A 20203-nucleotide genomic window follows, 5' to 3' on the forward strand; every position below is an offset into this window, starting at 1 on the left:
TCACCCTGGCTCGCCTTTATTGTGCGCGCTGCTCCAGCACTTCCACGGCCGGCAGTACCTTGCCCTCGACGAACTCGAGGAACGCACCGCCACCGGTGGAAATGTAGGAAATCTTCTCGCCCACGCCGTACTTGTCGATGGCCGCCAGGGTGTCGCCACCGCCAGCGATGGAGAACGCCGGGCTCTCGGCAATGGCCAGGGCCAGGGCCTTGGTGCCGTTGCCGAACTGGTCGAACTCGAACACGCCGACCGGGCCGTTCCACAGAATGGTCTGCGAGGCCTTGAGCATCTCGGCGAACTGTTTGGCAGTCTGCGGGCCGATGTCGAGGATCATGTCGTCTTCAGCGACGTCCTGAACCGACTTGACGGTGGCTTCGGCGTCTTCGGCGAAGGCCTTGGCCACCACCACATCGACCGGCAGCGGTACGCTGACCTTGGCCGCGATGGCCTTGGCGGTGTCGACCAGATCGGCCTCATACAGCGACTTGCCCACCGGCAGGCCGGCAGCAGCGAGGAAGGTGTTGGCGATGCCGCCACCGACGATCAGCGAATCGCAGATGTCCGCCAGCGAGTTGAGCACGTCGAGCTTGGTCGACACCTTGGAGCCGGCGACGATGGCCAGCATCGGCCGGGCCGGCTTGTCCAAGGCCTTGCCCAGGGCGTCCAGCTCGGCAGCCAGCAGCGGGCCGGCGCAGGCGACCTTGGCGAACTTGGCCACGCCGTGGGTCGAGCCCTGGGCGCGGTGGGCAGTACCGAAGGCGTCCATCACGAACACGTCGCACAGGGCGGCGTACTGCTGGGCCAGCTCGTCGCTGTTCTTCTTCTCGCCCTTGTTGAAACGCACGTTCTCCAGCAGCACCAGCTCACCGGCCTTGACCTCGACACCACCGAGGTAGTCCTTGACCAGCGGTACTTCGCGGCCGAGGGCCTTGCTCAGGTAAGCGGCGACGGGCGCCAGGCTGTCTTCCTCGCTGTAGACACCTTCTTCCGGGCGCCCGAGGTGCGAGCAAACCAGTACGGCCGCGCCTTTTTCCAGCGCCAGCTTGATGGTCGGCAGCGAGGCGAGGATACGCGCGTCGCTCTTGACCACACCGTCCTTCACCGGGACGTTGAGGTCTTCGCGGATCAGCACGCGCTTACCGTTGAGGTCGAGGTCGGTCATCTTCAGAACGGTCATGGATCAGTCCTTCACAAAGGCTGGTTGCAAGGGGGAAGTGGATACAGCGAGAAAATGTTCGGCGACATCGAGCATGCGGTTGGCGAAGCCCCACTCGTTGTCGAACCAGGCCAGCAGATTGACCAGGCGCGGGCCGGACACGCGGGTCTGGCTGCCGTCGACGATGGCCGAGTGCGGGTCATGGTTGAAGTCGCAGCTGGCATGCGGCAATTCGGTGTAGGCCAGCAGTCCCTTGAGCGGGCCGCTTTCCGCTGCCAGGCGCAGCACACGGTTGATCTCTTCTGCCGAGGTGTCGCGCGCGGTCTGCAGGGTAATGTCCAGGCAGGAGACGTTGACCGTCGGCACGCGGATGGCCTTGGCCTGGATGCGCCCGGCCAGCTCTGGCAGCAGGCGCTCGATACCACGGGCCAGCCCGGTGGATACCGGGATCACCGACTGGAAGGCCGAGCGCGTGCGGCGCAGGTCTTCGTGGTGATAGGCATCGATTACGGGCTGGTCGTTCATCGCCGAGTGGATGGTGGTAATGGAGACGTATTCCAGACCCACCACCTCATCGAGAAGTTTCAACAGCGGTACGCCGCAGTTGGTGGTACAGGAGGCGTTCGACACCAGGCGCTCGGCGCCGCTCAGGCACTGCTGATTGACGCCGAAGACGACGGTGGCGTCGATATCCGCCTCGCTCGCCATCGGCTGCGACAGCAGTACGCGCGGTGCGCCGGCATCGAGGAAACGCTCGGCGTCGGCACGCGTGGTGTACTGCCCCGAGCATTCGAGCAGCAGGTCGATATCCAGCGCCGCCCAGTCGACGGCCTCCGGCTCGCTCTGACGCAACACCTTCACGCAGTCGCCGTTGATGTGCAGGCAGTCGCCATCGACCTTCACCTCGCCAGGAAAGCGCCCGTGGGTGGAGTCGAAGCGGGTCAGGTATTCGATGCTGGCCTGGTCGGCCAGGTCGTTGAGCGCGACGATTTCCAGGCTCGCGGCATTACCACGCTCGTGCAACGCGCGCAGCACGCAACGGCCAATACGGCCATAGCCGTTGAGGGCAACGCGATAGGGGCGATGGCGTGGCATAGGCGCTCACAAGGAAAGAGAAACCTGGCCGGCGAGCCCTGTGCGAGACCAGAGGTTCCGCGCAGTGCTCGCTTCCAAGAACGGTGCTTAGGCGTCGAGCAGCTCTTCGGCAGTGCCGATGATGTTCTCGACGGTGAAGCCGAAATGCTCGAACAGCTGACCGGCAGGCGCCGACTCGCCGTAGGTGTCCATGCCGATGATGCAACCTTCGAGGCCGACGTACTTGTACCAGAAGTCAGCGTGGGCGGCTTCGATGGCGATCCGCGCGGTGACCTGCAGCGGCAGTACGGACTGCTTGTAGGCGGCGTCCTGCTGGTCGAAGACGTTGGTCGACGGCATCGACACCACGCGCACCTGGCGACCCTGCTCGCTCAGCTTGTCGGCGGCCTGGATGGCCAGGCCGACTTCCGAGCCGGTGGCGATCAGGATCAGCTCCGGCTCGCCGGCGCAGTCCTTGAGCACGTAGCCGCCGCGACTGATGGCCGCTTCGGTTTCATGGTCGCGCAGGTTATGCGGCAGGTTCTGGCGCGAGAAGATCAGCGCGCTCGGGCCGTCCTTGCGCTCGACCGAGTGTTTCCAGGCCACCGCGGCTTCGACGGTATCCGCCGGGCGCCAGGTGTCCAGGTTCGGCGTGGTGCGCAGGCTGGTCAGTTGCTCGACCGGCTGGTGGGTCGGGCCGTCTTCACCGAGGCCGATGGAGTCGTGGGTGAACACGTAGAGCACGCGCTGCTTCATCAGCGCCGACATGCGCACCGCGTTGCGCGCGTATTCCATGAACATCAGGAAGGTCGCGCCGTAGGGGATCAGGCCGCCGTGCAGGGCGATGCCGTTCATGATCGCGCTCATGCCGAATTCGCGTACGCCGTAGTACATGTAGTTGCCCGAGGCATCTTCGGCGACCACCGGCTTGCAGCCCTTCCACAGGGTCAGGTTGGAACCGGCCAGGTCAGCCGAGCCACCCAGCAGCTCCGGCAGCAGCGGGCCAAAGGCGTTCAGGCAGTTCTGGCTGGCCTTGCGGCTGGCGATGGTTTCGCCCTTCTCGGCGACGGCGCGGATGAACTCGCTGGCCTTTTCGGAGAAATCGGCTGGCAGCTCGCCTGCCATACGGCGCACGAATTCGTTGGCCAGCTCAGGGTAGGCGGCGGAGTAGGCAGCGAAGCGCTGATCCCACTCGGCTTCGGCAGCCAGACCGGCTTCCTTGGCATCCCACTCGGCATAGATGTCGGCCGGGATTTCGAACGGCGCGTGGTTCCAGTTCAGGGCAGCGCGGGTCAGGGCGATTTCGTCGTGGCCCAGAGCGGCGCCGTGGGATTCTTCCTTGCCCTGCTTGTTCGGCGAACCGAAGCCGATGATGGTCTTGCAGCAGATCAGCGTCGGACGGTCGCTGGACTTGCGCGCGGTGTCGATGGCCATCTTGATTTCGTCGGCATCATGGCCGTCGACGTTGCGGATCACCTGCCAACCGTAGGCTTCGAAGCGTGCCGGGGTGTCATCGGTGAACCAGCCGTGCACTTCGCCGTCGATGGAGATGCCGTTGTCGTCGTAGAAGGCGATCAGCTTGCCCAGGCCCAGGGTGCCGGCCAGCGAGCAGACTTCATGGCTGATACCTTCCATCATGCAGCCGTCGCCGAGGAACACGTAGGTGTGGTGATCGACGATGTTGTGGCCGTCGCGGTTGAACTGCGCCGCCATGATCTTTTCCGCCAGGGCGAAGCCCACGGCGTTGGCGATGCCCTGGCCGAGCGGGCCGGTGGTGGTCTCGACGCCTGGCGCATAGCCGAACTCCGGGTGGCCCGGGGTCTTGCTGTGCAGCTGGCGGAAGTTCTTCAGGTCGTCGATCGACAGGTCGTAGCCGGTCAGGTGCAGCAGCGAGTAGATCAGCATCGAGCCGTGGCCGTTGGACAGCACGAAGCGGTCACGATCAGCGAAGTTCGGGTTGGCCGGATTGTGCTTCAGGTAGTCGCGCCACAGCACTTCGGCGATGTCCGCCATGCCCATGGGGGCACCGGGGTGGCCGCTGTTGGCTTTCTGCACAGCATCCATGCTGAGGGCACGAATGGCATTGGCTCGCTCACGACGGCTGGGCATCGCTGAATCTCCTACGGGGGCTGCTTCTGAATGAAGGGGGCGAAAAAAGGCGTGTATTTTCGCCCAGCCGGGCCCCGCGGAGCAATGACAGATGGTCGTAGAGCCGAAATCAGCCCGCCTGTTTCGCTTGGAACACTCTGCGCAAGGCTGTTTGCCAGGCCCACCGCCGCCCCGTGCCAGCATGACCGGCGTGCACTGTAACGCCTGGGCGCCAACCCACCCCGAGCCAATATCAAAACTTTTTGATATTGGTATTGCTGTATGAAAAATGACCGACTAGACTGCGCCGCATGACCCTGCGCGCACCTCAACTGGAATTCGACCCTTGCGATGAACTCGCCGCCCTGTGCAAGGCCGGCGGTGATGCACTGCGGCTGAACGTGCTGCGCGCGCTGAGCAACGACTCGTTCGGTGTGCTGGAGTTGGCGCAAATCTTCGCCATCGGCCAGTCGGGCATGAGCCACCACCTCAAGGTGTTGGCCCAGGCTGGACTGGTGGCCACGCGCCGCGAAGGCAACGCCGTCTTCTACCGTCGCGCCCTGCCCAACGGCCGCCTACACGCTGCCCTGCTGGAGGACATCGACGAACTGCCGCTGCCCGGCGACGTGCAGGCGCGCATTGCCACCGTGCATCAGCAGCGCGCCACCGTCAGCCGCGACTTCTTCGCACGCATGGCCGCCAGTTTCCAGGCCCAGCAGGACCTGATCGCCGGCCTGCCGCAGTACCGCGACAGCCTGCTGGCCCTGCTCGATGCCCTGCATTTCACGCCGAGCGCCACGGCGCTGGAAATCGGCCCGGGCGACGGCGCCTTCCTACCCGAGCTGGCGCGGCGTTTCGCCCAGGTCACGGCGCTGGACAACAGCCCGGCTATGCTCGAACTGGCCAGCCAGCGTTGCGCTGCCGAAAACCTGCATAACGTCGAGCTGAAGCTGGCCGATGCGCTACAGGACGAACAACGGCCGGCAGACTGCGTGGTGCTGAACATGGTGCTGCATCACTTCGCCACGCCGGCCGAGGCCTTTCGCAAGCTGGCCGGGCTGGTCGCCCCAGGTGGCAGCCTGCTGCTCAGCGAGCTGTGCAGCCATGACCAGAGCTGGGCCCGCGAAGCCTGTGGCGATCTGTGGCTCGGCTTCGAACAGGAAGACCTGGCGCGCTGGGCGACGGCCGCCGGCCTGACGCCCGGCGAAAGCCTGTACATCGGCCTGAAAAACGGCTTTCAGATTCAATTACGGCACTTTGCCAAACCCGACGCGCACAGCGCCTTCAGCCTCCGGCAAGAAAGGAACCGATAGATGAGCGAATATTCCCTGTTTACCTCCGAGTCCGTGTCCGAGGGGCATCCGGACAAGATCGCCGACCAGATCTCCGATGCGGTGCTCGACGCCATCATCGCCCAGGACAAGCACGCCCGCGTGGCCGTGGAAACCCTGGTCAAGACCGGCGTGGCCATCGTCGCCGGTGAAGTGACCACCAGCGCCTGGGTCGACCTGGAGCAGATCGTCCGCGACGTGATCTGCGATATCGGCTACACCAGCAGCGATGTCGGCTTCGACGGCGCCACCTGCGGCGTACTCAACATCATTGGCAAGCAGTCCCCGGACATCAACCAGGGCGTCGACCGCGCCAAGCCGGAAGACCAGGGCGCTGGCGACCAGGGCCTGATGTTCGGTTACGCCAGCAACGAGACCGACGTACTGATGCCGGCACCGATCTGCTTCTCGCACCGCCTGGTCGAGCGTCAGGCCGAGGCGCGCAAGTCCGGCCTGCTGCCGTGGTTGCGTCCGGATGCCAAGTCCCAGGTCACCTGCCGCTACGAAAACGGCAAGGTCGCGGCCATCGACGCGGTCGTGCTGTCCACCCAGCACAACCCGGAAGTGAAATACGACGACCTGCGCGACGGCGTGATGGAACTGATCGTCAAGCACGTGCTGCCGGCCGAGCTGCTGCACAAGGACACCCAGTTCCACATCAACCCGACCGGCCAGTTCATCATCGGCGGCCCGGTGGGCGACTGCGGCCTGACCGGGCGCAAGATCATCGTCGACAGCTACGGCGGCATGGCCCGTCACGGCGGCGGCGCCTTCTCCGGCAAGGACCCGTCCAAGGTCGACCGCAGCGCCGCCTACGCCGGCCGCTACGTGGCCAAGAACATCGTTGCCGCCGGCCTGGCCGAGCGCTGCGAGATCCAGGTGTCCTACGCCATCGGCGTGGCCCAGCCGACCTCCATCTCGATCAACACCTTCGGCACCCACAAGATCGCCGAAGAGAAGATCATTCAGCTGGTGCGTGAAGTGTTCGACCTGCGTCCCTACGCCATCACCCGCATGCTCGACCTGCTGCACCCGATGTATCAGGACACCGCCGCCTACGGCCACTTCGGCCGCACGCCCGAGTCCAGGACCGTCGGCAACGACAGCTTCACCACTTTCACCTGGGAACGCACCGACAAGGCTGCCGACCTGCGCGCCGCTGCCGGCCTGTAAGACCCTCAGGCGTCACTCGAAGCCCCGCCCAGCGCGGTAACGCTGCTCATTCAAGGCAGCACGCGCTTGGCGCCTCCTCTCCCACTATGGGAGAGGGCCGGGGAAGAGGCTACCGCTCTTGTGGGAGCGGACTTGTCCGCGAAAGGGGTGAAGAAGAAACATCGCAGCCAAGCCTCCCCCACCGTTCGCAGCCCGGATTGCATCCGGGCTACGCGACTGGTTCCCCCTAACCACTGATGGCAAAAGCAGCAGTTCTTGTGGGAGCGGACTTGTCCGCGAACGGGATGGAAAAACAACGCGGCCAAGGCCGCTACCACAGTTGCTCAGCTCCGCCCAATCAGAGCGCTTCACCCGCGCCTGAGTGTACGGGGCTTTTTCATTGCCGAAGCGGAACCGACGCAGGCGACGAATTGGTCTAGTCTGAAGTTTACCTCCCCAAGCACGGATGCTTGCCATGAAACGCTGGATCGCGCTGCTGCTGTTCCCATTCACCGCCCAGGCGTCCCTCTGCCCCGACTGGCCGGCCAGCCGCGCCAAGACCGAACTCTTTGCCCTTGGCCAGCAGATCGCCGAATGGGACGACGCCTACCACAACCAGGGCCGCTCGCTGGTCGCCGATGAGATCTATGATCAGGCTCGCGAGCGCCTGCAATCCTGGCACCAGTGTTTTCCAGGCGCTCTCGACCCCCTGCCGGAACCGCTGGCGGGCAGCACGGGCAAGCTCGCTCACCCGGTGGCACAAACCGGTCTGCGCAAGCTGAACGACGCGGCGGTAGCCGAATGGATCGCCAGCCGCGATGACCTGTGGATTCAGCCCAAAGTCGATGGCGTCGCAGTCACGCTGGTCTACCGCAACGGCCTGCTTCAGCAAGCCATTAGCCGCGGTGACGGACGCCAGGGACAGGACTGGACGGCCCGCGCCCGGCAATTGCCAGGTGTACCGAGTCAATTGCCGGAGCCACTCGACGCCGTGCTGCATGGCGAGCTTTACTGGCGCCTGGACGATCACGTGCAAAGCCGTGACGGTGGCGCTGGTGCGCGGGGCAAGGTTGCCGGCCTGATGGCGCGACAGACCCTGGACGAGCACGAGACTGACGCCGTCGGCCTGTTCGTCTGGGACTGGCCGGACGGCCCCGAGCAGATGCCCGAGCGCCTGCGAGCCCTGCACAGGCTCGGCTTCAGCGACAGCCCGCATTACACGCAGGCGTTGCAGAGCCCGGACCAGGCCAGCCACTGGCGCCGACGCTGGTTCGATCAGCCGCTGCCATTCGCCAGCGACGGCGTGGTGCTGCGCCAGGGCGCGCGCCCCTCTGGCGAACGCTGGCAGGCCGAGGCGCCGCATTGGGCAATCGCCTGGAAATACCCGGCCAGCCAGGCGCTGGCCGTGGTCCAGGCGGTGGACTTCAGCATCGGCCGCACGGGGCGCATCACGCCGATCCTGCGCCTGCAGCCGGTCGACCTCGATGAACGACGCATCAGCCGCGTGGCCCTGGGTTCGCTGCAAGCCTGGGAGAACTTGGACATACGCCCGGGCGATCAAGTGTCGATACGCCTGGCGGGCCTGACCATTCCACGCCTCGACCAGGTGATCTGGCGCAGCCCTGAGCGCGCAGAGGTGCACGCGCCCGATCCTGGCCGCTACCACGCCCTGAGCTGCTGGCGACTGAGCGCTGAATGTCAGCAGCAGTTTCATGCCCGACTGAACTGGCTCGCCGGCAAACGGGGTCTTAACCTGCCAGGCGTCGGACCGGGCACCTGGAATACGTTGCTGGCCGGCGAGCAACTGCATGGCCTGCTCGACTGGCTGGAGCTCGACAGTCAGCAACTGCAGCTACTGCCGGGGATCGGCCCACGGCGCGCCGCGCAGTTGCAGCAGGCCTTTGCCAAAGCCCAGCAACGCTCGATGCAGCAGTGGCTGCTGGCACTTGGCGTGCCGCCGGGTCTGCAGTTACGCGAGGAGGATGACTGGCCAGCGCTGCTGTCTCGCAGCCAGGAGGACTGGCTGCAACATCCGGGCGTCGGCCCGAAGAGCGCCGAGCGCCTGCAAGCCTTTTTCAGCCATCCGGAGGTGCAGCGCCTTGGCGAGCGATTGCAGCGGGCCGGCGTTGCCGGCTTCGAGCCAGCGCCACATCCACCGCGCAGTTGATCCAGGTCAGGCAATGGCTCAATCGGGTCGAACCTCGCGCGACCGTCAAGGTCACTTCGAAAGAGACCCAAGGAGAAAGATCATGATCCGTCATACCGCTTTGTTCGGCCTGCTGCTGGCCGCCAATCTGAATGCCATGCCGTTGCTCGCCGCCGACGGCGAAGGTGGCTGCGCCGTCAAACGCCAAGTGCTTCAGGAGAAGATCGACGCCGCGCAGCAGAGCGGCAATACCAGAGAACTGGATGGGCTGCGGCGAGCACTGGGCAACGTCGATGCCCATTGCGAAGACGCTTCGCTGCATGAGGAGCGCCTGGCTAGCGTCAAGGAAGCGCGTGAGGAAGTGCAGGAGCGCGAAAAGGATCTGCGCGAAGCCATGGGCACGGGCGATCAGGAGAAGATCGCCAAGCGTCAGGCCAAGCTGGCCGAAGCGCGCGCCGAACTGCAGCAGGCCAAAGCCGAAGCGAGCGTCGATCAGTAAGCGCGGAACGCCTTGTGGCAGGCCTCGCAGCTATCCTCGACGGCCTGTACCGCAGGCTCCAACTCGGAGCGGCGTAGCGGCGGCGTGGTCGTCGCCTGCACCAGTGCAGCGGTGGCCTGCTCCAGATCGCGCGCCATTTTCTGAAACTGCTCCTGGCGCTGCCAGACGTCCGGGCTGGCCTTGCTGCGCTCGTCGTCGGCCACCGAGGGGAAATGCTGCCAGGGCTCGCGCGACAGCCTATCGAGCTCGGCAGCGCCGCTGATGAAGGCAGCTTCGTCGTAGGGAATGCGATTGCGCAGCATGCCGCCGAGGTCTTCGCTGACCTTGAGCATCTGCTTGAACAACGCCTGGCGCTTACCCAACGGCGACTCGGGATCGACCCCGCCACACGCGGCCAATGTCACGCAGACGCAGGTGAGGAGGAGTTTCTTTAGGACCATCGAACGACTTCCCAGGGTGACAAGGGGCCGCCAGTATCGCGGCTCGCTCCGGTCGGGCCAAGCGACCTCTTGTCACAACGGCTGTCTTTCGCGTCCTTCGGTCAGCCAGGGTTCAGGTACGGAAACGCCCCAACTGACTGTTGAACCGAGGAAACTGGCAGTCGCCGCTCCGGATAGGAACCAGGACGCACCCGCAGGCGCGGACCATGGAGGCTCCGCAGCCGGTAAAGGGGTGCGCAGCCTCTCCCTAACGAGGGCGGCAGCCGCTGCTGATTCGCCAGTCAGGCCGCCAGCCTTCCCTCCGCCAATGCCATGGAGGCCGCGAGCATGGCGCGTAGTAGCACTGCGCAGCCTGCGGCGAGGTCAGCCGGAGCGGCGTTCTCGATTTCGTTGTGGCTGATGCCTCCTTCGCACGGCACGAAGATCATCCCGGCCGGGCCCAGCTCGGCGACGAAGATCGCGTCGTGTCCGGCGCCACTGACGATGTCCATATGCGACAAGCCCAGTCCCGCCGCCGCGCTGCGCACTGCCTCGACGCAACCCTGATCGAAATACAGCGGTGGAAAGTCTGCAGTCGGCGTCAGTTCGAAGCTGAGCCCATGCTTGGCGCAGGTCGCCTCGATCACGCCGCGCACCTGCGCGATCATCGAATCCAGGCGCGCCGGCTCGAGATGGCGGAAGTCCAGCGTCATGCGTACCTCGCCGGGAATCACATTGCGCGAGCCAGGGTACGCCTGCAGGCAACCGACGGTGCCGCAAGCATGCGGTTGATGCTCGAGCGCCACCCGATTGACCGCCGCGACCACGGCCGCAGCGCCGACCAGGGCATCCTTGCGCAGGTGCATCGGGGTCGGCCCGGCGTGGGCTTCGACACCCTTCAGGCTGAGGTCGAACCACTTCTGCCCGAGCGCGCCAAGCACCACGCCGATGGTCTTTTCTTGATCTTCGAGAATCGGCCCCTGCTCGATGTGCGCTTCGAAGTAGGCGCCCACGGGATGACCGCTCACCGCCCGCGGGCCGGCGTAGCCAATGGCATTGAGTGCCTCGCCGACGCTGACGCCTTCCGCGTCACGCTTGGCCAGGGTTTCTTCCAAGGTGAATTTTTCAGCGAAGACCCCCGAGCCCATCATGCAGGGGGCGAAGCGCGAGCCTTCCTCATTGGTCCACACCACGACTTCCAGCGGCGCTTCGGTCTGCACGCCCAGGTCATTCAGGGTACGCAGCACCTCGACGCCGGCCAGCACGCCAAAGCAACCGTCGAACTTGCCACCGGTGGGCTGGGTATCGATATGGCTGCCGGTCATCACCGGTGGCAGGGCGGAGTTGCGCCCGGGGCGACGAGCGAAGATGTTGCCGACGCCGTCCACCGTTACGCTGCAGCCTGCGTCCTCACACCAGCGTACGAACAGGTCGCGCGCCTGGCGATCGAGGTCGGTCAGCGCCAGGCGACATACCCCGCCCTTGACGGTGGCCCCGAGCTGCGCAAGCTCCATCAGTGATTGCCACAGCCGCTCGCCGTTAATGTGCGACTGGCTGGATTGCAGAACCTCGGTGGCAGTGTTCATGGTCATTTCCTCGGCCTCTCTGGTTGTCTGAGACGCGCATCAGGGCGCGTCCTCCGGGTCACGCTGCTGTTGCCTTAAACCGGCGCCTTGGCTACCACCGGCCTTGTGCTACGCAGGCTGCACAAGCCGAAATAGATCAAGCCGCCCAGGAAGGAGCCGGTAAACCAGCCGTAGTCGTAGAACCAGCTGAACGAGCTGCTGCCGAGCGACAGCAGGGTCAGCGCGACCGGCACGGCGAAAGCGGCGAAGCCCGTCCAGTTCCACGCCGGATAAACGTCATCGTGGTAAAGGCCAGCCAGGTCCAGCTGTTGCTTCTTGATCAGGAAGTAGTCGACCACCATGATCCCGGCAATCGGCCCCAGTAGGCTGGAGTAACCCAGCAGCCAGTTGGAATACACGCTCTCCAGGCTCAGCTCGGAAACCAGCAGGCCAAGTTTCTTCAGCAGTTCATGGGCCATCAGGCCGAGACCGATCAGGCCGGTGAGGATCACCGCCTTGGTGCGATCGATCAGCTTGGGCGCGATGTTCTGGAAGTCGTTGGTCGGTGAAACGATGTTCGCCGCAGTATTGGTCGACAAGGTCGCGACGATGATCAGCGCCATCGCCAGGGCGACCCAGCCAGGGCTCTGGATATGCCCGATCAGACTGACGGGATCGGCTACCGTCTGCCCCACCAGCGATTCCGAAGCGGCGGTCATCACCACGCCGAGCGCAGCGAAAAGGAACATGGTCAGCGGCAGGCCAAAGATCTGCCCGAGAATCTGGTCTTTCTGGCTCTTCGCGTAGCGGCTGAAATCCGGAATGTTCAGCGACAGGGTGGCCCAGAAACCGACCATGGCGGTCAGCCCGGCGAGGAAGTAGCCGATGACGCTGGCGCCTTCCGGGCGATTGGCCGGCCGCGCCAGCAGCTCGCTCATCGACACATTGGGCAGTGCCCATACCAACAGCCCCGCCCCAACCAGCACCAGCAACGGCGCCGACAGGGTTTCCAGCCATTTGATCGACTCGGCGCCACGCAGCACGATCCATAGGTTGAGTACCCAGAAGATCATGAAGCCGATCACTTCGCCGGTACCGCCGAGCGCTTTCCAACCGTCGAAGATCGAGCCCAGCAACAGGTGAATGGCCAGGCCTCCGAACATGGTCTGGATGCCGAACCAGCCGCAGGCCACTACGGCGCGGATCAGGCAAGGCACGTTGGAGCCGAGTATGCCGAACGAGGAGCGCAGCAATACCGGGAACGGGATGCCGTACTTGGTGCCGGCGAAGGCATTGAGGGTCAGCGGGATCAGCACCACCACGTTGGCCAGCAGAATCGCCAGCAGCGCCTCGCCCACCGACAGGCCGAAATACGCGGTGAGCACGCCACCCAGGGTGTAGGTGGGCACGCAGATCGACATGCCGACCCACAACGCGGTGATATGCCACTTGTTCCAGGTTCGCTGATGCACCTTGGTCGGGGCGATGTCGTGGTTGTAGCGCGGGCTGTCCAGTACGTCGCTGCCAGCGTTCAGCTCATACAAGCCCTCCCGCTCGGTCACTTCCGATCTGTTCTGCTGCATGGGCCTCTCCAGTATTTTTCTGATTGTTAGCGCATCGGGCTAATTCGATGGCCGGAGTTCAGGAACCGGCCAGCACGGAGGCAGCACCACTCAATAAGCGTGCCGCATTTCCCCGCCGGGCCTGCATCCTCTCTGCTTGAAGACACTAAACAACTGATCTGAAAACGCTTTATCTGAAGCCACCGACTTCGCCTGCACAATCCCCTTGCGATCCTCGGAGCAGCCTGTCCTGTCAGTCAGGTTTCAAACTGGTGCAGGCGAATTTTTTTCGCCGCCCCAAGGCCACTCGACGCCTTGGCACAAGCGGCTGATTTTCCATGAGAAATCTTGACGATATTGTCATTCTGTCAAGTGCGTCAAAATGGTGAGAGGCCTCACCATTTTGGTGATTTTTAATTATTTCCTTTATTTTTCAATAATTTACTAAGATTACAATTGTTCAAAAAATAATCTTGCCCAATCCATTTACTGCAACTAGATTCAATTCCTGTCACTGCTGACAGGAATAAAAAACTGTCCTCGTCAGCATCAGAAAGCCAAGAGCCGACACCCATCGGCCAGCCTGCGAGGAATCCATCATGTCGCTGTTGATCCGTGGCGCCACCCTGGTTACCCATGAGCGAAGCTACCGCGCCGATCTGCTCTGTGCAGATGGCCTGATCCAGGCCATTGGCGACAACCTCGATGCCCCGGCCGGCTGCCAGGTGCTCGACGGCAGCGGCCAGTACCTGATGCCCGGCGGCATCGACCCGCACACCCACATGCAACTGCCCTTCATGGGTACGGTGGCCAGCGAGGACTTCTTCAGCGGCACCGCTGCCGGCCTCGCCGGCGGTACTACCTCGATCATCGATTTCGTCATTCCCAATCCGCAGCAATCACTGCTCGAAGCCTTCCACACCTGGCGTGGCTGGGCAGAGAAGTCCGCGTCCGACTATGGTTTCCATGTCGCTATCACCTGGTGGAGCGAGCAGGTAGCCACCGAGATGGGCGAGCTGGTAACGAAGCATGGGGTCAACAGTTTCAAGCACTTCATGGCCTACAAGAATGCCATCATGGCCGCTGACGACACCCTGGTGGCCAGCTTCGAGCGCTGCCTTGAGCTAGGTGCAGTGCCCACTGTGCACGCGGAAAATGGCGAGCTGGTCTACCACCTGCAACAGAAGCTCCTCGCTCAGGGCCTGACCGGACCAGAGGCGCACCCGCTGTCGCGGCCCTCGCAGGTCGAGGGCGAGGCTGCCAGCCGCGCCATCCGTATCGCTGAAACACTGGGTACGCCGCTGTACCTCGTGCACGTCTCGACTCAGGAAGCCCTGGACGAAATCACCTACGCTCGAGCCAAGGGCCAACCGGTATACGGGGAAGTGCTCGCCGGCCATCTGCTGCTGGACGACAGCGTCTATCGCCACCCCGACTGGCAAACCGCTGCCGGCTATGTGATGAGCCCACCGTTCCGCCCGCGCGGGCATCAGCAGGCGCTGTGGCGCGGCCTGCAATCGGGCAACCTGCACACCACCGCCACCGATCACTGCTGCTTCTGTGCCGAACAGAAGGCCGCCGGCCGCAACGACTTCAGCAAGATTCCCAACGGAACGGCAGGAATCGAGGACCGCATGGCGGTGCTCTGGGATGAAGGGGTGAACAGCGGCAAGCTGTCGATGAATGACTTCGTTGCGCTGACCAGCACCAACACCGCGAAAATCTTCAATCTGTTCCCGCGCAAAGGCGCGCTGCAAGTCGGTGCCGATGCCGACCTGGTGCTCTGGGACCCGCAAGGCACCCGGACCATCTCAGCCAAGACCCATCACCAGCAGGTCGACTTCAACATCTTCGAAGGCAAGACCGTCCGCGGCGTGCCCAGCCATACCATCAGCGCCGGCAAGCTGGTCTGGATCGATGGCGAGCTGCGTGCCGAACGCGGCGCCGGCCGCTATGTCGAGCGACCGGCCTACCCGGCGGTGTTCGACCTATTGAGCAAGCGCGCCGAGCACAGCCGACCAACTGCCGTCGAGCGCTAGGCCGCGCGTAACGCCCACCATAGATGACTTAGCCACACCGGCCCATAGAGGCCGGACGGCCGCTTATCCGCTGTTAACTGCCGAATAAAAGCCACAAAACCGTGAGGCAATAACCGTGATAGACACCCTAAGCCATTTGCCGCGCCCGGATGCCGGGGCGGCCGAACTGGCCGATCGTTTCAGCGATCTGGCCCCGCCGCTCAACGCACGCCAGGCCGCCCTGGAAAGTGCCCGCTGCCTGTATTGCTACGATGCGCCCTGCATCAACGCCTGCCCCAGCGAGATCGACATCCCCTCGTTCATCCGCAATATCAGCCATGAGAACATCCAGGGCGCGGCCGAGAAGATTCTCTCGGCCAATATCCTCGGCGGCAGTTGCGCCCGCGTCTGCCCGACGGAAATTCTTTGCCAGCAGGCCTGCGTGCGCAACAACGCCCAGGAATGCGCACCGGTGCTGATCGGCCTGCTGCAACGGTACGCCATCGACAACGCGCAGTTCAGCGAACATCCGTTCCAGCGCGCCCCCGCCAGTGGCAAACGCATCGCTGTGGTCGGCGCCGGCCCGGCTGGCCTGTCCTGCGCCCACCGCCTGGCCATGCATGGCCATGAGGTGGTGATCTTCGAGGCGCGCGAGAAAGCCGGCGGCCTCAACGAATACGGCATCGCTGCCTACAAGCTGGTCGACGATTTCGCCCAGCGCGAGGTGGCGTTCCTTCTGCAGATCGGCGGCATCGAGATCCGCCACGGTCACCGGCTGGGCGATGACCTCAGCCTGAGCGCCTTGCATCAGCAGTTCGACGCGGTGTTCCTCGGCATCGGTCTGGCCGCCAGCAAACGCCTCGGACTGGCGGACGAAGAGGCGCCGGGCCTGCTCGCGGCCACCGAATACATCCGTGAACTGCGCCAAAGCGATGACCTGACCCAGCTGCCCGTGGCAGAGCGCTGCATCATTCTTGGCGCCGGCAACACCGCCATCGACATGGCGGTGCAGATGAGCAAGCTCGGCGCTCGCGACGTCAATCTGGTCTATCGCCGCGGCTTCGAGGAGATGGGTGCCACCGAGCACGAACAGGACATCGCCAAGGCCAACCAGGTACGGCTGCTGACCTGGGCACAGCCGGACGCGGTGCTGCTGAACGACCAGGGGCAGGTGCGCGGCATGCGCTTTGCCCGCACTCGCGTGGAGAACGGTCGCCTGCACAGCACCGGGCAGACCTTCGAGCTGCCCGCCGATGCCATCTTCACCGCCATCGGCCAGGCCTTCGCCGGCCAGGCGCTGAGCGACCCACTGGCCCGCGAGCTGAAACGCGAGGGCGAGCGTATCTGGGTCGATGCCCAGCTACGCACCAGCGTGCCCGGCGTGTATGCCGGAGGCGACTGCATCGCCCTAGACCAGGACCTCACCGTTCAGGCCGTGCAACACGGCAAGCTGGCCGCCGAGGCCATCCACTCTTATCTGATGCTCAATGTGGAGGCCGCGTAAATGGCCGATCTATCCATCGATTTCGCCGGAATCAAGGCACCCAACCCCTTCTGGCTGGCCAGCGCGCCGCCCACCGACAAGGCCTACAACGTCGTCCGTGCTTTCGAGGCCGGCTGGGGCGGTGTGGTCTGGAAAACCCTTGGCGAAGACCCTGCGGCAGTCAACGTGTCATCGCGCTACTCCGCGCACTTCGGCCCCAACCGCCAGGTGCAGGGCATCAACAATATTGAGCTGATCACCGACCGTTCGCTGGAAATCAACCTGCGCGAAATCACCCAGGTGAAAAAGGACTGGCCGGATCGCGCGCTGATCGTTTCGCTGATGGTGCCCTGCGTCGAAGAATCCTGGAAAGCCATCCTGCCGCTGGTGGAAGCCACCGGCTGCGACGGCATCGAGCTGAACTTCGGCTGCCCGCACGGCATGCCCGAGCGCGGCATGGGCGCGGCCGTCGGCCAGGTGCCGGAATACGTGGAGATGGTCACGCGCTGGTGCAAGACCTATTGCTCACTGCCGGTGATCGTCAAACTGACGCCGAACATCACCGACATCCGCACCTCCGCACGCGCGGCCCATCGCGGTGGCGCCGACGCCGTGTCGCTGATCAACACCATCAACTCCATCACCAGCGTCGATCTCGAGCGCATGGTCGCCCACCCCATAGTCGGCACGCAGAGCACCCACGGCGGCTACTGCGGCTCGGCAGTCAAACCCATTGCGCTGAACATGGTTGCCGAAATCGCCCGCGACCCCGAGACCCGCGGCCTGCCGATCTGCGGTATCGGCGGCATCGGCAGCTGGCGCGACGCGGCGGAATTCGTGGCGCTGGGCTGCGGCGCCGTGCAGGTATGCACGGCGGCCATGCTGCATGGTTTTCGCATCGTCGAGGAAATGAAAGACGGCCTCTCGCGCTGGATGGACAGCCAGGGCCATGCAAGCCTTGCGGACTTCTCCGGGCGCGCGGTGGGCAATACCACCGACTGGAAGTACCTGGACATCAACTATCAGGTCATCGCCCGAATCGACCAAGACGCCTGCATTGGCTGCGGCCGCTGTCACATCGCCTGCGAAGACACCTCGCACCAGGCCATCGCCAGCCTGGCCCAGGCCGACGGCACGCATAAGTACGAAGTGATCGACGCAGAATGTGTGGGCTGCAATCTGTGCCAGATCACCTGCCCGGTGACGGACTGTATCGAGATGGTGCCGCAGGATAGCGGCAAGCCCTTCCTTGACTGGAACCACGACCCGCGCAATCCCTATCGCGCGGCCTCGTGACCGGCAAGTGCGCCGTGCCCAGGAAGCCTTTGCGCGGCTTCGCTGGGCACGACGCACCCCGCCACGCGGTTACGGCTCCAGGCCTATACCGCGCAAGATCACGCTGGTCACGGTCTGCACCGCTCGTTCGAATTGCATGTCGGATAGCAACCGGTGCTCGTTGAGTACCGTCACCTGATGGCTGAAGTCGGCGTAATGCTGGGTCGAGGCCCAGATCATATAGAGCAGCGCCGAGGGCTCGACAGCCACGATGCGCCCCGTCTCGACCCACTGACGGATCTTCGCCTCCTTCATCTTCGCCCAGTCGTAAAGGCCCTCGTCGAGGGTGACGCCGAGCACCGGCGCGCCGTGGATAATCTCGTTGGCCCAGACCTTTGAGCCATACGGCCGGCTGCGCGAGTGGTTCATCTTGGCGCGAATGTAGCTGCTCAGAACCACGCGCGGATCATCGAACACCTCGAAGCACTGGGCGTCCTGTTTCCAGACTTCGAGCAGGTCGAGCAGCACGGCACGGTACAGCTCGTCCTTGGTGCTGAAATAGTAGTGCAGGTTCGAGCGCGGCAATTCAGCCAGCTCGGCGATATCGGCCATGGCGGTGCCGCCATAGCCTTTCTCGGCGAAGACCTTTTCGGCGGCCAGGAGGATCTTCTTGACGTTGCGGCGGCGAATTTCGATTTTGTGGTTGGCCATGGCCGATCCGTTGCGACTAGACCTGCCAAGGCTACCACCTGCGATGGTAACGGAGCGACGGAAAGCCTTGGGCTGCACGCCGCACGCAGCTATAATCCGCCAGTTTCAAACGACCGGCACAGCTCCGGTCGCTCCCGCCACCCGGTCGAGGGGCGCTGCAGCAGCCTGAAAGGCTGTCAGGCTCGCCCGGGGCGTTATCCAAACGCATCAACGGCGCCCATTCGCAGACAACGAATGGAGAGCTTTAATGAGCGCTTTCAACGACTACAAGGTCGCCGATATTTCCCTGGCCGATTGGGGCCGCCGCGAGCTGATCATCGCCGAATCCGAGATGCCGGCGCTGATGGGCCTGCGCCGCAAGTACGCCGCCAGCCAGCCGCTCAAGGGCGCGAAGATCCTCGGCTGCATCCACATGACCATCCAGACCGGCGTGCTGATCGAGACGCTGACCGCCCTGGGTGCCGAAGTGCGTTGGTCCTCCTGCAACATCTTCTCCACCCAGGATCAGGCCGCCGCCGCCATCGCCGCCGCCGGCATCCCGGTATTCGCCTGGAAGGGCGAGACCGAAGAGGAATACGAGTGGTGCATCGAGCAGACCATCCTCAAGGACGGCCAGCCGTGGGACGCCAACATGGTGCTGGACGACGGCGGTGACCTGACCGAAATCCTGCACAAGAAATACCCGCAGATGCTCGAGCGCATCCACGGCGTCACCGAAGAAACCACCACCGGTGTGCACCGTCTGCTCGACATGCTCAAGGCCGGCACCCTGAAAGTCCCGGCGATCAACGTCAACGACGCGGTCACCAAGAGCAAGAACGACAACAAGTACGGCTGCCGTCACAGCCTCAACGACGCCATCAAGCGCGGCACCGACCACCTGCTGTCGGGCAAGCAGGCGCTGGTCATCGGCTACGGTGACGTGGGCAAGGGCTCGGCCGCCTCGCTGCGTCAGGAAGGCATGATCGTCAAGGTTTCCGAGATCGACCCGATCTGCGCCATGCAGGCCTGCATGGATGGCTACGAGCTCGTATCGCCGTACATCGACGGCCGTAATGACGGCACCGACGCCTGCATCGACAAGGCGCTGCTGGGCAAGATCGACCTGATCGTCACCACCACCGGCAACGCCAACGTCTGCGACGCCGGCATGCTCAAGGCCCTGAAGAAGCGCGCCGTGGTCTGCAACATCGGTCACTTCGACAACGAGATCGACACCGCCTTCATGCGCAAGAACTGGGCGTGGGAAGAGGTCAAGCCGCAGGTGCACAAGATCCACCGCACCGGCGCCGGTCAATTCGATCCGGCCAACGACGACTACCTGATCCTGCTGGCCGAAGGCCGCCTGGTGAACCTGGGCAACGCCACCGGCCACCCGAGCCGCATCATGGACGGTTCCTTCGCCAATCAGGTGCTGGCGCAGATCTTCCTGTTCGAGCAGAAGTTCGCCGACATGCTGCCCGAGCACAAGGCCCAGCGCCTGACCGTGGAAGTGCTGCCGAAGAAGCTGGACGAAGAAGTCGCCCTGGAAATGGTCAAGGGCTTCGGTGGCGTGGTCACCCAGCTGACCAAGCAGCAGGCCGACTACATCGGCGTGACCGTCGACGGTCCGTTCAAGCCCGATACCTACCGCTACTAACAGCAGCCACAAGCTGCAAAGCTGCAAGCTGCAAGCAGGCGCCGAACCGCTCTGTTTGCAGCTTGTGGCTTGTAGCTTGCCGCTG

The 20203-nt window shown here is 64.0% G+C and carries 15 protein-coding genes and 1 riboswitch; of the genes, 8 read left to right on the forward strand and 7 right to left on the reverse strand.

The window, feature by feature from the left end; genetic code table 11:
* Positions 1-16 precede the first annotated feature (16 nt).
* The 3 genes from P3C50_RS07765 to tkt form a co-directional block, all read right to left on the reverse strand.
* Positions 17-1177 carry a phosphoglycerate kinase gene (locus tag P3C50_RS07765; protein ID WP_275545557.1) on the reverse strand — a complete coding sequence of 387 codons (1161 nt, stop codon included), beginning with the start codon at positions 1175-1177 and terminating at the stop codon, positions 17-19.
* A 3-nt stretch (positions 1178-1180) separates the two neighbouring features.
* Positions 1181-2251 carry an erythrose-4-phosphate dehydrogenase gene (epd, locus tag P3C50_RS07770; RefSeq protein WP_275545558.1) on the reverse strand — a complete coding sequence of 357 codons (1071 nt, stop codon included), beginning with the start codon at positions 2249-2251 and terminating at the stop codon, positions 1181-1183.
* Between the two features lie 87 nt (positions 2252-2338).
* Positions 2339-4339 carry a transketolase gene (tkt, locus tag P3C50_RS07775; protein ID WP_275545559.1) on the reverse strand — a complete coding sequence of 667 codons (2001 nt, stop codon included), beginning with the start codon at positions 4337-4339 and terminating at the stop codon, positions 2339-2341.
* A 290-nt stretch (positions 4340-4629) separates the two neighbouring features.
* Between tkt and P3C50_RS07780 the strand changes: the two genes are divergently transcribed.
* The 4 genes from P3C50_RS07780 to P3C50_RS07795 all read left to right on the forward strand — a co-directional run bounded on the left by P3C50_RS07780 (position 4630) and on the right by P3C50_RS07795 (position 9446).
* Positions 4630-5631, forward strand: a complete 1002-nt coding sequence (locus tag P3C50_RS07780; protein ID WP_275545560.1) for a metalloregulator ArsR/SmtB family transcription factor — start codon at positions 4630-4632, stop codon at positions 5629-5631.
* Positions 5632-6822: a methionine adenosyltransferase gene (gene metK / locus P3C50_RS07785; protein ID WP_275545561.1), complete on the forward strand. Its 1191-nt coding sequence runs from the start codon at positions 5632-5634 to the stop codon at positions 6820-6822. It abuts the gene before it with no gap.
* A gap of 454 nt (positions 6823-7276) precedes the next feature.
* A complete protein-coding gene (gene ligB / locus P3C50_RS07790; RefSeq protein WP_275545562.1) occupies positions 7277-8968 on the forward strand; it encodes an NAD-dependent DNA ligase LigB in 1692 nt (563 codons plus the stop codon).
* An 82-nt stretch (positions 8969-9050) separates the two neighbouring features.
* Entirely contained in the window at positions 9051-9446 is a 396-nt protein-coding gene (locus P3C50_RS07795) for a DUF1090 domain-containing protein (RefSeq protein ID WP_275545563.1), read from the forward strand.
* Here the strand turns inward: P3C50_RS07795 and P3C50_RS07800 are convergent.
* The 3 genes from P3C50_RS07800 to P3C50_RS07810 all read right to left on the reverse strand — a co-directional run bounded on the left by P3C50_RS07800 (position 9440) and on the right by P3C50_RS07810 (position 13013).
* A complete protein-coding gene (locus P3C50_RS07800) occupies positions 9440-9886 on the reverse strand; it encodes a c-type cytochrome (RefSeq protein ID WP_275545564.1) in 447 nt (148 codons plus the stop codon). The genes P3C50_RS07795 and P3C50_RS07800 overlap by 7 nt on opposite strands.
* 281 nt (positions 9887-10167) lie before the next feature.
* Complete coding sequence (locus P3C50_RS07805) at positions 10168-11451, reverse strand: Zn-dependent hydrolase (protein WP_197858041.1); 1284 nt, start codon at positions 11449-11451, stop codon at positions 10168-10170.
* A gap of 74 nt (positions 11452-11525) precedes the next feature.
* Positions 11526-13013 carry an NCS1 family nucleobase:cation symporter-1 gene (locus P3C50_RS07810; RefSeq protein WP_197858042.1) on the reverse strand — a complete coding sequence of 496 codons (1488 nt, stop codon included), beginning with the start codon at positions 13011-13013 and terminating at the stop codon, positions 11526-11528.
* Between the two features lie 578 nt (positions 13014-13591).
* Here P3C50_RS07810 and hydA point away from each other — a divergent pair.
* The 3 genes from hydA to preA all read left to right on the forward strand — a co-directional run bounded on the left by hydA (position 13592) and on the right by preA (position 17789).
* Positions 13592-15031, forward strand: coding sequence for a dihydropyrimidinase (gene hydA / locus P3C50_RS07815; protein ID WP_275545565.1), 1440 nt, complete (start codon positions 13592-13594; stop codon positions 15029-15031).
* Between the two features lie 115 nt (positions 15032-15146).
* Complete coding sequence (locus P3C50_RS07820; RefSeq protein ID WP_275545566.1) at positions 15147-16514, forward strand: NAD(P)-dependent oxidoreductase; 1368 nt, start codon at positions 15147-15149, stop codon at positions 16512-16514.
* Positions 16515-17789, forward strand: coding sequence for an NAD-dependent dihydropyrimidine dehydrogenase subunit PreA (preA, locus tag P3C50_RS07825; protein WP_197858045.1), 1275 nt, complete (start codon positions 16515-16517; stop codon positions 17787-17789).
* Between the two features lie 69 nt (positions 17790-17858).
* Here the strand turns inward: preA and P3C50_RS07830 are convergent, their stop codons facing one another.
* A complete protein-coding gene (locus tag P3C50_RS07830; protein ID WP_275545567.1) occupies positions 17859-18479 on the reverse strand; it encodes a TetR/AcrR family transcriptional regulator in 621 nt (206 codons plus the stop codon).
* Positions 18480-18620: 141 nt separating this feature from the next.
* Positions 18621-18705, forward strand: a riboswitch (S-adenosyl-L-homocysteine riboswitch).
* 21 nt (positions 18706-18726) lie between these two features.
* On the opposite strand from P3C50_RS07830, the gene ahcY reads away from it, so the two are divergent.
* Positions 18727-20118, forward strand: coding sequence for an adenosylhomocysteinase (gene ahcY / locus P3C50_RS07835; protein WP_275545568.1), 1392 nt, complete (start codon positions 18727-18729; stop codon positions 20116-20118).
* The last annotated feature ends 85 nt before the right edge of the window (positions 20119-20203 follow it).

Source organism: Pseudomonas sp. Marseille-Q0931 (assembly GCF_940789645.1).
In the GTDB taxonomy this organism is placed as follows: Bacteria; Pseudomonadota; Gammaproteobacteria; order Pseudomonadales; family Pseudomonadaceae; genus Aquipseudomonas.